The organism is Nocardia jejuensis NBRC 103114, assembly GCF_001613145.1.
GTDB lineage: Bacteria > Actinomycetota > Actinomycetes > Mycobacteriales > Mycobacteriaceae > Nocardia > Nocardia jejuensis.
Genome location: NZ_BDBU01000069.1, coordinates 25,359 through 38,636 on the forward strand (window position 1 = coordinate 25,359; position 13,278 = coordinate 38,636).

A 13,278-nucleotide genomic window follows, 5' to 3' on the forward strand; every position below is an offset into this window, starting at 1 on the left:
TCGAACGCCAACGCCCCGGCAGTCCGCCGGGGCGCGATGCGAGATTCGCGTTCTAGAACAGCCCGGCGAGGGCGGTGTCCTTGGCCTGCAGCTCGGCGTTGCCGGTGCGGACCAGCGTGGCCGCGCCGCTCAGCGTCGTATTGAGCTGGCCGACATGGGTGTTCCACATGCGCTGGAGGTCGCCGAACGCGTCGTTGGCGTCGCCCTTCCAGTTGTTGGCGACGAATTCCTCCACGCTGCGGTGGAAGGCCTCGAGTTCGTCGCGGATGGTTTCCGCGCGCCTGATGATCGCGGTCGCGTTGTCCGCGACACCGTCGAAGTGCGCGGAGATGATCTGTCCGTGTGCTGCTGCCATTGTCGGAGTCCTTTGCCGAGTAGCCGGAGAGAGTGGGAGAAGAACGGGGCGGATTTCAGACCGGGGGCAGATCGAGACTGGAAATCTGCGCCTTGACCTGACCGGCGAAGTCCTGGTCGTGCTCCTCGTAGTTCGATCCGACCCTGATGAGCTTTTCGGCGGTGTCCATGAGCCTGTCGTTCAGCTTGTCCGCCTGGAAGTAATAGCGCTGCATGAACGCGTTGAAGGCGTCGGCTGCGCCGCCCTTCCAATTCGAACCCGTGGTGATGTTGTCCTCGTCGGACTTCAGCTGGGCGATCTTGCCCATCAGCATCTCGTGGGTGTGCTTGAACTCCTGTGCCTTGGCCTGGATGAGCTCATTACTGGCTTCGAATGCACCGGCCACGGTGCCTCCCTTCGATTGCGCAGTCGATGCCGCGCGGCGGACTACCCCTGTACAGAGATTGGACGGGGAGCACGGCCGTGCGGTTCCACCCGGATCACAGCGACGGTCACCAGGTGCTGTTCGCCAGCAACGCGTACTGCGCGGCGGCTCGCTGCTGCGCATCGCTGAGCTGATCACCTTCCACAGTGGCAACGTATTGGCGATAGGTGACGACGCAGCGGAAACGCTTGGTCGAATAGTCTCTCTCGCGCGCACTCTCACCGCACAGTGCGTCGGGAATCCCGGGCGGTGCGTCCGCGGCACCGGGATAGGGAGCGCCGAGCATTTCCGACGTCAGTTTCCGCGCCGCGGCGGTATCGCGAGTGCGGAACAACATCGATTCATTGGACATACTGCTGTTCAACGCGAAACGGTCGAGGCCGCTCTCGTTCGCGAGACGTGTCCAAAGTTCTTGGTTCTTCACCTGATTCAGGAATCCGCGCGGCTCGAATACCGCCAGGTTCTTGCTGTTCGGTGACCCGAAACCGTCCGGATTGAGCGTCCTGCGCAGCATGCCGTCGGAATCGTACGGCAGCCGCAGCATGTCCTCGCGGCTCAATGGCCGCAGCGAATCCAGCAGCGGCAATTGCGCACCGTAGATCTTTCCCACCAGATCCACGAGCTGGTCGATATTCGTCTCCCTCACTCCGGCGACGATGCGCACGACATAGCTGCCGTGCGCGATCGTCGAACCGATATGGGAGATCGTGGGTCGCCAATGAGCATGGGCGGTGGGGTATTTCGGCAGCGTGACATGCTGGTTCTCCTCGGCGGCCACCGCGAAATCGAGATCGTCGATCTCCGCGGCGGCCTGTGCGGCGGCCGCGTCGCCGGGGAACTGCAGCACCAGGACCTTCGCGAACGTGCTGCCGCGCAGGCTCCCGGATTCGGCGGGCTCGCGATCGGTGTGATCGGCGGAGTAGCCGAACAGCATCCCGTTGCGCGCCAAGGCGGGCGCGGTCGCGGCATCGAGCACCTTCGTCGCCGCGTCCACATCGCCGATCGGCTGCGCGCCGATGCCGTATTTCAGGGCCGGATCGATGTCCGGACCGGTCGCCATCCGGCCCGCCAGCCGCATCATGGCCAGCTCCCGGCCGCCGCCGAGGTCGTTGTAGTACGTGTAGCGCAGGTCCAGCGGTTGCGTCGAATAGCTGCCCACATCCAGTGTGCGCACGTCTATTTCACCGGGTGCGGCGGTTCCTCCGACGTGCGCGCAACCGGCCGCCGTCAGCGCGGCAGCGACCGCGGCGGCGGCTCGGAAACCTCGTGACAGCATTGTCGTCCTCAGTGGGTGTTGACGAGCAGGGCGTACTGGGCCGAAATGCGCTGCTGCGCGTCCAGCAGCTGGTTGGCGGCCACCTCGGCGGCGTAGCGATCGTGTGCGACGTAGCAGTAGTAGCCGATGTCGTACTTGCTCGCCGCGATGTATCTGCGGCACTTGGCATTCGGCAGATTCTTGGGTGACTCGGCCGGGACGAACCGGCGCGTGGTCTCGGCTCTGGCATCGACGATCCGCGTGGCACCGGCGAAATCCCGTGCGCGATAGACGAAGTCGCCGCGCCAGGCCACCCGATCCACCCCCGCCTCGTCGAACAGCGTCGGGTCGGTGTCCGGATCACCCGAGATCTGCAGGCCGCCTCGGCGGTCGTAGACGCCCGGAATCCCGCGTTTGGCTTGGTCGGCGACCACTGTCGAAAGCGATCGGGCGAGCATGCCGTCGCGATCGGGCGTCAATTCCAGCATTTTGTCGGCGGGGGTGGGTTCGAAGGCGGCGAGGCGGGGCGCGATGGCGTCCAGGCTGCGCTGTGCGCGCTCCAGGAGCGCGGGCAGGTTGCGCTCCTTCAGTACCGACATGACGCTGTCGTAGACATAGGTGAACACGACGAATTTGCCGGTGGCATACCAGGATCGGAGCTGACCGGGGCCGGAGACGTCGTCGGTGGTGTAGGCCACGGCGGCCGGATGGCCGGGAACCTGGACCGGCTCCTTGCCGGTTCCGGCCGCCAGATCCAGTCTGCCCAGCGCGCCCGCCGCCTCGGTCGCGGCCTGCTCATCGGTGAAAAGCAGTGCGACATTGTCGAGTTCGTAGGCGAGGCTGCCCATTCGATCGTTCCGCCCGGTCGTCACGAATCCGGTGACGAATCCCTTGGCGGCCTCGTTCATGGCCGCCGGATCGGCGCTCACCCTGGATTTCATCGCCGCGGAGCTGAAATCGATGAAATTGCGGATCGCGCCGCCCATGGCGGAGGGTGCGTACCTGGCCTCGGGGATGATCTCCTGCGGGAGCGGCATGGCGTCGCCCACCCGCCACGATTCCACCAGCCGGGCCTGCTCCGGACCGGTGACCCTGTCGAAGTACTTGGGCTGTGTGGGCAGGTTGCCGACATCGAGGGTGGCCAGATCGATGGTGGGCTCGGCGGGAGCATCGGAGCCGGAGCCGCATGCGGCCGTACCGGCGATCGCGAGCGCCGACGCTGTCGCGACCAGTGCGCGCACGGCCTTGTCCATGGGTTCCCCTCCCTTGTGCGTGAGCCTACTTGACGCGATTGTGCAGCACCGGGACCAGCTTGTTCAGCAGCACCTGCTCGGAATCGGCGGACCAGTTGCGCATGGCCGCCACGGCGGCGGGATCGTCGAGCGGGATGACCACCGCGCGGGAACCGGTGATCTCGTAGGGCAGTCCGAGCAGTCCACCGCCTCCGGCCTTCTCGTCGCTGCGCACGGCGATGAGATAGGAGTTCTCACCGGCCTTCAGCGGCTCGTATTCGGCGGTGGGTCGCGGTGAGACCTCGTCGCCGGTGCGGGTGTAGTCGAGGTTGTAGACGAACCCCAGATCGGTGAGGAAGGTGGTCTGCGGGGTGCCGCCCAGATAGATCGAGAACTTGCGCGGATCGGTGACGTCGACCATGGTGACCGTCTTGCCGGCGAACGCGGGATTGTCGATGCGCGCCCGGTCCATCGGCGAGGCCGCGGGGTTCGCGGAGGAGCTGACCGCCGAGCCGCTCGCGGAGGTCGTCGTACCGGCGGTCGAGTCGTCGCCGCCGGTGAGTGCCACGATGCCGATCCCGGCGGCCAGCGCCGCCACGAGCACTCCCGCGCCGATGCCGATATAACGGCCCCGGTGATTCCGGGCGCGCGGGGCCGGATCGGCGGATCCCGCACTCGCGGTGGGATTTCCGGTGTCGGGTCGCTGGGCGAAGAAGCCCGGCGTGGCCACCTGGATCGGGTAGGTGGGGGAGGTGCTGGTGGACAGCGGGTTGTAGCCGGGGATCAGCGCGTTGGCCGCGGCGTCGGTGAATTCCCGGGAGCTGTTGAATCGTTCGGCCGGGTTCTTGGCCATCGCGACGGCGAAGACCTGATCGAGCTCCGGCGGCAGATGCGGGTTGACCAGTGTCGCGCGCGGCGGCGGCTCGTTCAGATGACCCATCATCACGAGCGCGGGTTGTGTTCCCGGATAAGGGTTCTGGCCGGTGAGCATCTTGTAGAACGAGCACGCCAGGCTGTAGAGGTCGGCGCGGTGATCGAGCGGTTCGCCCGAGAGTTGTTCGGGCGGGGCGTAGGCGATGGTGGCGACGAAACTGCCGGTCTGGGTGAGCTCGGTGGTGTCCTCGGTGGACTTGGCGACGCCGAAGTCCGCCAGCAGCGCCCGCTCCTCCTCGCCGTCGAGGGAGGTCAGCAGGAAGTTGGCGGGTTTGACGTCACGGTGCAGCAGGCCCTTGCGGTGCGCGTAGTCCAGCGCCCGCCCGACCTGGGTGGTGATCGACAGCGCGCGCAGCGGGGTCATGGCCGTGGGATCGCGCTTGAGTTCGGCGGAGGCGTCGGTGCCCTCCACGAACTGCATGGCGATCCACAGGTGCTCGTTCTCCTCGCCGCGGTTGTGCACCGAGACGATGTTCGGATGATCCAGGCCCGCAACGAGATTGGCCTCGCGCTCGAACCGGCCGCGGAACTCCCGGTCCCGGGTCAGATCGGCCGAGAGCACCTTCAGCGCGTCCATGCGCGGCAGGCTGGGGTGTTTGGCCAGGTAGACGGTGCCCATACCGCCGGAACCCAGGACGCGGACGATCCGGTAGCCGCCGACGATGGTGCCGGGACTCATCGCCATGACTGGTACTCCTGCGGCGCTCGGTGGGGCGGGGGCGGGTTCTGCCGGAGCTTACTGGAGCCGCCCCACCGATGACCGAATCGCGACGAGTGACCGACCTCGGGGTCAGAGGCTGTTGGCCAGCAGCGCGTACTGCGCGGCGATCTTCTGGCGCACCTCGGGTTCGTCATCGCTGCTCACCACGCCGATGTAGCGCTTGTAGACCACGTAGCAGCGGTTCTTGTACTCGGAGTCCTTGTCGCCCTTGCTGTTCAGCTGCACGCATTTGGCGCCGGGGACGTCCTTCGGGGCGTCGATGGTGTCGTAGTGATCGCTCTCGTCGGCCACCAGCGCGGTCATCAGGAGCTGGGCTCCGGCCGAGTCGCGCGTGCGGATGACGGTGGCGGTGTCGGCGGTGGCGAAGGCGTCCGCGCCGCTGTCCGCGACGGCTTTGACCAGAGTGGTCTGGTTGTTGGCGTTCTGGACGATCTTGTTGCCGCCGTACACCGCGAAACTGCGCGGGTCCGGCGTGTCGGCCCCGCGGTCCTCGACCACGGCTCGGGCCAGCAGATTGTCCGGATCCACCCGCAGGCTCGACAGCTTGCTCTGCGGTGTGGGTGTGAACTTGTCGAGCGCGGCGACCTGGACGTCGAGGGTCTTGCGCACCCAGTCGAGCAGATCCTGCTGATCGGCCCTGGGGCGCTCGATGAACAGCGAGATCACGAATTCCTTGTAGGGCAGGAACGCGCCCATGGTCGCCACCCCGGGCCGCCAGTGGATCAGCGCGGCCGGGTACTGACTCAGGCTGAGCTTCTTGTTCAGGTCCGGAGCCACCCCGAAATCGGCGTCCTCGAGCCCCTGCGCGGCGGTCTTGGCCGTGGCGGTGTCGGCGAAGCGCAGCACCATATCGGTGACGGTGGTGGCGTCGGTGACCTTGCTGCCGGGGAGATCCGCCTTGTCCGAACCGCTGGCGGCGAAGGCGGTGATCAGGTTGTTCTTCTCCAGGACGGCCCGCGAGGGGGCGGCGAGCGCGGTCTTGGTGGCGTCCTCGGCATCGACGGTGGCGCGGCCGCCGCGACCGTAGACCAGGGAGGAGTCGATCGCGATCGAGGGCACCACGGCATCGGCCATCCGGAAACCCTCGAGCAGCGCGCCGTGGCCCGCCGCGTCCTGCGGATAGGTGAACTTGTCGACGGAGAACGAGCCGACCTCGAGTTTGCGGACGTCGATCTCGCCGGGGGCCGCGGTGCCGTCCACGCTGCAGGCGGCCAGCAGCAGCGCGCTCAGCGATACGCACGCGGCGAACAGTGGTCTGCGGACTGTGCGAACCATGTCAGGTCCTCGTTCCTCCCGTAACGGTGCATCCAAGGTAGCGGACCCGCAGGCCCGCCACCGGGTCATCGTGTGATGGTGGCCCGGACGCAACATCGGGCAGCCACGTAATCTGGTTCATGTGCTGAACATCCCGTGCCGCGCGTACTTCGGGGGCCGGTTCCGTTGATGGATCGGCAGGTCGAGGTCGTCGCGGGCAATCATGTCGTCATCAGGGTGGCGGGCGCCGTGATCCTGGTCGCGCACAAGGAGCGGGGCAAACCCGCCACCGATTCGCGTGCCCTGGTGGCCGCCCGCGCCCTGGCCGATCTGGCGACCGAAGCCGGTGAACAGGCGCCCGGCGGTCCCGGCCGGCTGGTGGCGCGACAGGCCACGCGCTGGCTCATGAAGGACGCCGAGCGGATCTCGCCCGGAGTGCCCGTCGAATTCGGGATCCTCTCCGCCGCCGATACCGGTGGGCTGGCCATCTTCCTGCACGGATCCATCACGGCGGTGCTGTCCGGCGCGGTGACCGAGTACTACCGCGGCAGCGATGCGGCGTTCACCGTGGACCGGGTCGCCGACCATCCGTCCCGGGCGGCGGCGCTGTTCATCGAGGAGAGCAAGCGGCGGATCCCGGAGCTGCCCGAACGCGGAATCGGTTCGCTCGTCGAGGGAGTCGCGGCCGCCTCGGGCGCGGTGATCTGGTTCGAGGGGGAGCCGCTGCCGGTTCGGACCACGCCGGTGTTCCGCACCCCGCCCGAACCGGTGGCGGTGGCCGCGGGCCGCCGCGTGAGCGCGGGCGCCCGCGCCGACGATCCGCCGCCGCCGACCGCGGCCTTCGACCCGGAACCGGATCCGGGTGCGGTGGACCCCAACCTGGTTCCGACCCGGACCTCGGCGCGACTGCCGACCGCGCAGGAGCTCGCCGAGGCCCTCGGCGCTCGATCCGGTGGGTCCACGGCGGCGGCCACCGCCGGATCGACCCCGATCGTCGCCGACCCCTCGGCCGCGACGAGCGGATACAACCCGCGTGCGGAGGTCGATCCGCACCGCGCGGAGGTCGATCGCCGTGCAGATTTCGATCCGCACCACGCGCCCACCGAGGTCGGCGGGCCGGGGAAATCCGGAGATTCGAGCGGCACCAATCCCGCACCCAAACCCGATCCGGACCTGCAGCGCCGGCTCGAGGCCACCGCCAAGGCCAACGCCCTGACCGTGAAGGTGCTCGGATTCAAGTGCGCGCGTGCGCATCCCAGTGATCCGCGCTCGGCGTTCTGCTCCGTGTGCGGGATGCCGGTGGATCAGACCCAGCCGGTATCGGAGGTGGTCCGGCCGCCGCTGGGCATGCTGGTGCTCGACGACGGCATGACCTACGTGCTGGCGACGAACGCCGTGCTCGGTCGCGATCCGGAGTTCTCCGAGGCCGCGCGGAACGGGCTGGTGCCCTTGAAGATCGACGACACATCCGGGGGCATGTCCCGCGCGCACGCCGAAATCGTGTTGATCAACTGGGATGTCACCGTGGTCGATCGCGGATCGACCAACGGCACCCGGGTGCGCGTGCCCGGGTACCGCGATTGGGTTCGGCTGCAACCCAATCAGCCGATGACCTTGATCGCCGGGTCGGAGGTCATGCTGGGCAATCGCATGCTGCGCCTGGAACCGGTCGCTCCGCCGCCCTTCGGCTGAGCGTCGCTTTCGGCGTCGAAAGCCCTAGCTGTACCGCGATTTACAGGTGTTCTGATCGCCCAGCACGCCCGCGCGGAACGCGTCGACCCGGGAGAATCCACTGGGCACCGTGCGCCCGTCGGTGTCACTGGCCGCCAGGCCGTCGGTGAGCAGACCGGAAACCGCCTCGTCCAGGTCGCCCGCGGACAGTCCGATATTGCCCTCGGTCTTGGATCTGCTGGGGTCCGCCAGCTTTCCGGTGATCACCCCCGACAGACAGGCCGCGCGCAGACCGGTTTTGGCTCCGGTGAGCGCCTGGCCCGCATCACGCTGCACGGCCAGCGCGTAGCGGGAGATGAAAACCACATAGGCGGTGAAATCTCCGGTCACCTTGACCGGCAGGCCATCCTGATCCTCGTCGTTCGCGACGCCGCGATCCTGCAGCGCCGGCAGATCGGTGCCGATGGTGTTGGTGGCGGGGCAGTAGGTGACCGGAACGGTGTCGGTTCCGTTGCGGCAGTTCATCTTCGCCGTGCTGTAGTCGTACTTCGGCTCCGATTCGATCGGCATGATGGCGGCCATCGCCTTGGCGAGCTCGTCCAGGTTCGCCTGGTCCACATCGGATTCGCCGTGCGTGGAGTCGTTTCCGAAGGACTGCGGCAGATTGCCGCGGCGGCGGTCGATCTCCTTCTGGTCGATGCCCTTGCAGCCCTTGGCCCCGTCGGTGAAACCGATCTGCACGGCCGTCACCCGCTCGAACGCCGATCCGTGCACGCTCTCGGGATCGTCGGGATTGTCGTCCCGGATCGCGACCGTGGCGGCCAGCACCTGGTTCAACCCGTCGGAGGTGTTGATGGTGAAGTGCTTCGACTTGCCTTCGGCCACATAGCGGATGAACGCGCCGGAGAAACAGTCCGCCTGCTGCTCCTTGACGATGGTGGGCGTCTTGCGGTTGACGATCTTGGCCATGTCCTGGATCGCGTGGCCGTACTCGTGAGCCAGCACGCTGACCACCGACATCTTGCCGAAAGACTCCTGCACCGCGGGCAGCAGCACCGTCCGGTCCCAGCCGATCGTCCGATCCAGGCTGCAGTACGCGGCATTGACGAGGCGATAGGTGGTCTCGTCGCAGAACTTGGTCTCCTGTGAGCGGGGCGCCCGCGCACTCCAGGAGACGAACTTGGTCACGCGGACGAAGTCACCCTGGAACTGCTGGGGATATTCCCCTTGCCAATAGGTTTCGATGTCCTCGATGGCGTTCATCACCAGATGGTCGATCTCACCGCCGTCGGTGTTGTCCGGCTTCAGGTCGTAATCCGCGACTCCGGCGCGCGGCCCGTTCGGCCCGCTGGTGGTCGGCAGTCCGGCTACCTTGAAGGCGTCGTCGTAGATGGAGACGGCACGACCGTGAACAGTTCGTGTACATCCGGTCAGCAGAATCGCCACCAGCGTGACGACACCCAGCACCACCGCAGTCCGTCGAAACGACGCACTCGCCACCCCCTGGCGTTTCGCCACGTGCACTCCTCGCAGACAGATCGGTTGTCTGTCCCGGTATCGGGCAAGGGCTGATAAAGCGCAACGCCGTAGTCCGGGGCTTCGCATATTATGCGGCCATGTCTTCACCGGGGGCGCAGCAGATCACCGTGCGTCATGAGGGAACCGATCGGGTCTTCGACGCGAGCCAGCACATCACCATGGGGCGTGCGCCCGAGGTGACGCTGTTCGTGGACAGCCCACTCGTATCCAGAGTGCACGCGACGCTGGCGTTCGAAGCCGGCGCCTGGGTGCTGACCGACAACGGCAGCACCAACGGCGTTTTCGTCGATGCGCGGCGGCTCAACAGTCCGGTCGTCATCGCCCGGCCGACCCAGGTGCGCCTCGGCGACGCCATCAGCGGTCCGCTGCTGCATCTGCTGCCGCAGGGGGCGTCCGCACCGCCGTCGCAGCCGGACCGCCGGATGGCGCCGCCGCAGCAACAGCGTCCGCAGTCCCGGCCCCAGCCCCATGTCGCACCGCCCCATGTCGCACCGCCCAACGCCGCGCCGCCGAGTGCGCAGCAACCGCACGCGCAGCGACCGCCGGTGCAGCCGTGGCAGAACCCGGCCCCGCACCAGCCGCAGCAGAACATCCCCAGCGCGCAGCAGCAGCGCCCGCCGATCGCGCCGCAGCACGGTGGCCCGGGTGCACAGCGTCCGCAGCAGCGCGGCAATCCCAGTGCGCCACAGCAGCGTCCGCCCAGCTCGGCGCAGCCGCACGTGCCACCGGTGGGGCAGCCGCACGCGCCCGCCTCCAGCGCGCAGCCCGAGGTGCCGCTGCATCCCGACGCCGCCACCAACATGAACATGACCGCCAAGGCCAGCACCTCCATGCTGCCGCCGATGCGGGCGCGCTCGTCCTCGGCGCAGGTCGCCAGCGCGGATCGGCTGCCGCCCGGCGGGCTGCACATCGGCCGCACCAGCGACAACCAGATCGTGGTGAACGATCCGCTGGCCTCGCGCCGGCACGCCCGCCTGGTGAAGGACCGCGAGGGTCTGGCGCTCGAGGATCTGGGCTCGGCGAACGGCACCTTCGTCAACGGCCGCCGCGAACAGCGCGCGGTGCTGCGCGAACGCGACATCGTCACCATCGGCAACGTCGACTTCGTGGTCGATCAGGGCACCCTGGTGCACCGGCAGAAGCCCGCCGCCGAGCAGGGTCTGCACGTGCACGGCGTCGGCTTCACCGTCGAGAACAACAAGCAACTGCTGGTCGATGTGAACATGCAGGCCGGGCGCGGTTCGCTGACCGCGCTGATCGGGCCGTCGGGCGCGGGCAAGTCGACGCTGTCCAAGCTCATCGCCGGATCGACCCGGCCGTCCACCGGCGTCGTCACCTTCGAGGGCCGCAATCTGCACGCCGAATACGACGCGCTGCGGTCCCGCATCGGCATGGTGCCACAGGACGACGTGCTGCACCGGCAGTTGACCGTCATGCAGGCGCTGAACTTCGCCGCCCAGCTGCGGCTGCCGCCCGACACCAGCAAGGCCGACCGCAAGAAGGTCATCGCCGGTGTGCTGGACGAACTTTCGCTCACCCAGCACGCCGACACCCGCGTCGATCGGCTCTCGGGCGGTCAGCGCAAACGCGCCTCGGTGGCCATGGAACTGCTGACCGGTCCGTCGCTGCTGATTCTGGACGAGCCGACCTCCGGGTTGGATCCGGCGCTGGATCGCCAGGTCATGACCATGCTGCGCGAGCTCGCCGACGCGGGCCGCACGGTCATCGTGGTCACGCACTCGGTGGCCTGCCTGGACATGTGCGATCAGGTGCTGCTGCTGGCGCCCGGCGGCAAGACCGCCTACGCCGGGCATCCAGGGCGGGCGCGAGACTTCCTGGGCACCAACGACTGGGCCGAGATCTTCGCCCGGGTGGCCGAGGATCCCGATCGCGCCTTCGCGAATTTCCGCTCCCGCCAGGCGTTCGCGCCGCCGCCACCGGCCGCGCAGCAGATCGCGCGCGCCAAGCCGCCCAAATCCAGTGCGTTCAAACAGTTCTCGACCCTCTCGCGCAGACAGCTGCGGCTGATCCTGGCCGATCGCGGGTATCTGGCGTTCCTGCTGGTACTTCCGTTCGTGCTGGGCGGGCTGTCGCTGGTGGTGCCGGGCAAGAACGGCTTCCACAAGGGTGCGCTCACCGCGATGCCGGACGGTTCGTACGTGCTCACCGGTGGTGCGGAGGCGCAACAGCTGCTCGTGGTGCTGATCCTCGGCGCGTGCTTCATGGGTTCCACGCTGACCGTGCGTGATCTGGTGGGCGAACGGCCCATCTACTTCCGGGAGCGGGCCGTCGGGCTGCGATCCGGCGCGTATCTGATGTCCAAGGTCATGGTGTTCAGCATCGCGGCGCTGCTGCAGGCCGGCGTCATGATGGCCATCGTGCTGGTGGGCAAGAAGCGGCCCGGACCGGGTGCGGTGATCTCGGCGGGCAGCGCGGAGCTGTACATCGACATCGCGTTGACCGCGGTGTGCTGCGTGGTGCTCGGTCTGCTGCTGTCAACGCTGGCCAAATCCAACGAGCAGGTGATGCCGCTGCTGGTGGTCATCATCATGTGCCAGCTGGTGATGGCGGGCGGCATGATCCCGGTGACCAACCGGATTGTGCTGGATCAGCTTTCGTGGCTGTTCCCGGCGCGCTGGGGCTATGCCTCCGGAGCCTCGACGGTCAATATCCGCGATCTGTTCCCGGCCTCGCAGGCGGATTCGCTGTGGAAGCACGAGGCCGCCATCTGGGCGCTGGATGTCTCGATGCTCGGCGTGCTGACCGTGCTGCTGGCGCTGCTGACCTGGTCGCGGCTGCGGCTGAAGAAGTCCGCGTCGTGAATCGGCCGGAGAACGCCGTCGCCGGAGGCGGTGCCCGCTCGCACCCGATCCGGTCGCCGAGGTGCGCGAAGTCGGCTCGATCGCGCGCCGCGTGGCCGCAGCAGGCACACTGATGGCTGTGACAGCTCGAGTTGGGGCAGTGCATCTCGGCTGGGACGTGGTGTCGACGGCCGCCGGTGGCGGCGGGTCGGCCATCCGCCCGGTCCAGGTCGAAAGCACGTACACGCCGCCCGCCTACCTCCTGGCGGACGCATCCGGACGGTTGCACACCGCGGGTGTGGACCGGCGTCCCGACGTGGGCATCGCCATCGCCGACGTGCGCGACATCCTCGGCCACCCGCAGATCGTGGTGGCCGGGGCGACCTGGCCCGCCGAACTGGTGTTCCGAGCGCGCATGCACAATCCGCTGGCCTCCATCGCCGAGTACCTCGGCGGCCAGCCGGACGTGATCGCGCTGCCGTACCCGGACGACTGGCCGGACCCCAAGGTCGACGAATACGTGCGCCTGGTCGAGCAGCTCGGCGTGCTCGCCGAACCGCTGCCCGAATCGGTGGCGCTGTCCGGCTACGTGCGGGCGCTGGGCCTGATCCGGGCGGCCGGACGCGGGCCCGCGGTCGGCGCCGTCGGCGTGTACTCCGACGGGCGCGAATGCCTGGTCGTGGCCGTGCACGGGGACGACGAACAACCCACCGAATCGATGAGCGTCGCCATCACGGCGGACGCGCTGCACGAGGCGCGGGCCGCGGACAACGTGGTCATCGAGGTGATGGCGGCGGCGCGTGCGATCGACGCCGACACCTCCACCGTTCTGCTGACCGGCAACGTGTGTTTCAACGACGCCATCCGGCTGGCCTTCCAGAACCATCTCGGGCATCGGTTCCAGGTCGCCGACCATCCGATGCACGCGCTCGTGCTCGGGGCCACGCATCTGCTGGTCGCGGACAGCGAGGGCGAGTACCCGGAAGAGCCGGTCCAGCAGGTGGATTCGGGCCGGGGCGCTCCGAGCGCGGCGAATCAGCGTTCGGGTGACGCGGTGCCGGGCGCGCAGCGCGGTGCCGCGGGCGCCGGGGCA

10 protein-coding genes are annotated in these 13,278 nt (G+C 68.1%); 3 read left to right on the forward strand and 7 right to left on the reverse strand.

Annotation, left to right across the window (positions count from 1 at the left end; translation table 11 throughout):
• Positions 1–52: 52 nt before the first annotated feature.
• The 6 genes from NJ1_RS36020 to NJ1_RS36045 all read right to left on the reverse strand — a co-directional run bounded on the left by NJ1_RS36020 (position 53) and on the right by NJ1_RS36045 (position 6,195).
• Positions 53–355, reverse strand: a complete 303-nt coding sequence (locus NJ1_RS36020) for a WXG100 family type VII secretion target (RefSeq protein ID WP_067704247.1) — start codon at positions 353–355, stop codon at positions 53–55.
• A gap of 55 nt (positions 356–410) precedes the next feature.
• Entirely contained in the window at positions 411–740 is a 330-nt protein-coding gene (locus tag NJ1_RS36025) for a WXG100 family type VII secretion target (RefSeq protein ID WP_067704249.1), read from the reverse strand.
• 106 nt (positions 741–846) lie between these two features.
• Positions 847–2,055 (reverse strand): DUF7373 family lipoprotein, encoded by a 1,209-nt coding sequence (locus NJ1_RS36030; RefSeq protein WP_067704252.1) that lies wholly within the window; start codon positions 2,053–2,055, stop codon positions 847–849.
• A gap of 8 nt (positions 2,056–2,063) precedes the next feature.
• Positions 2,064–3,287, reverse strand: coding sequence for a DUF7373 family lipoprotein (locus NJ1_RS36035; protein ID WP_067704256.1), 1,224 nt, complete (start codon positions 3,285–3,287; stop codon positions 2,064–2,066).
• Positions 3,288–3,312: 25 nt separating this feature from the next.
• Complete coding sequence (locus NJ1_RS36040) at positions 3,313–4,884, reverse strand: serine/threonine-protein kinase (RefSeq protein ID WP_067704259.1); 1,572 nt, start codon at positions 4,882–4,884, stop codon at positions 3,313–3,315.
• Positions 4,885–4,989: 105 nt separating this feature from the next.
• Positions 4,990–6,195 carry a DUF7373 family lipoprotein gene (locus tag NJ1_RS36045; protein ID WP_067704261.1) on the reverse strand — a complete coding sequence of 402 codons (1,206 nt, stop codon included), beginning with the start codon at positions 6,193–6,195 and terminating at the stop codon, positions 4,990–4,992.
• Between the two features lie 168 nt (positions 6,196–6,363).
• On the opposite strand from NJ1_RS36045, the gene NJ1_RS36050 reads away from it, so the two are divergent.
• Positions 6,364–7,866 carry an FHA domain-containing protein gene (locus NJ1_RS36050; protein ID WP_067704264.1) on the forward strand — a complete coding sequence of 501 codons (1,503 nt, stop codon included), beginning with the start codon at positions 6,364–6,366 and terminating at the stop codon, positions 7,864–7,866.
• A 24-nt stretch (positions 7,867–7,890) separates the two neighbouring features.
• On the opposite strand, the gene NJ1_RS36055 is transcribed toward NJ1_RS36050, so the two are convergent.
• Positions 7,891–9,369: a neutral zinc metallopeptidase gene (locus NJ1_RS36055; protein ID WP_422615809.1), complete on the reverse strand. Its 1,479-nt coding sequence runs from the start codon at positions 9,367–9,369 to the stop codon at positions 7,891–7,893.
• Positions 9,370–9,461: 92 nt separating this feature from the next.
• Between NJ1_RS36055 and NJ1_RS36060 the strand changes: the two genes are divergently transcribed.
• Together NJ1_RS36060 and NJ1_RS36065 are read left to right on the forward strand one after the other, a co-directional pair.
• Positions 9,462–12,206, forward strand: a complete 2,745-nt coding sequence (locus tag NJ1_RS36060; RefSeq protein ID WP_067704267.1) for an FHA domain-containing protein — start codon at positions 9,462–9,464, stop codon at positions 12,204–12,206.
• Positions 12,207–12,318: 112 nt separating this feature from the next.
• On the forward strand, positions 12,319–13,278 hold a 960-nt coding region (locus tag NJ1_RS36065; protein ID WP_245717734.1), incomplete at its 3' end, for a hypothetical protein.

Bases quoted from the DNA above. Each gene is read 5' to 3' on its own strand.
- NJ1_RS36050 (WP_067704264.1), top strand. From the start codon at position 6,364: ATGGATCGGCAGGTCGAGGTCGTCGCGGGCAATCATGTCGTCATCAGG.
- NJ1_RS36020 (WP_067704247.1), bottom strand. From the start codon at position 355: ATGGCAGCAGCACACGGACAGATCATCTCCGCGCACTTCGACGGTGTC.
- NJ1_RS36030 (WP_067704252.1), bottom strand. From the start codon at position 2,055: ATGCTGTCACGAGGTTTCCGAGCCGCCGCCGCGGTCGCTGCCGCGCTG.
- NJ1_RS36035 (WP_067704256.1), bottom strand. From the start codon at position 3,287: ATGGACAAGGCCGTGCGCGCACTGGTCGCGACAGCGTCGGCGCTCGCG.
- NJ1_RS36045 (WP_067704261.1), bottom strand. From the start codon at position 6,195: ATGGTTCGCACAGTCCGCAGACCACTGTTCGCCGCGTGCGTATCGCTG.
- NJ1_RS36060 (WP_067704267.1), top strand. From the start codon at position 9,462: ATGTCTTCACCGGGGGCGCAGCAGATCACCGTGCGTCATGAGGGAACC.
- NJ1_RS36040 (WP_067704259.1), bottom strand. From the start codon at position 4,884: ATGGCGATGAGTCCCGGCACCATCGTCGGCGGCTACCGGATCGTCCGC.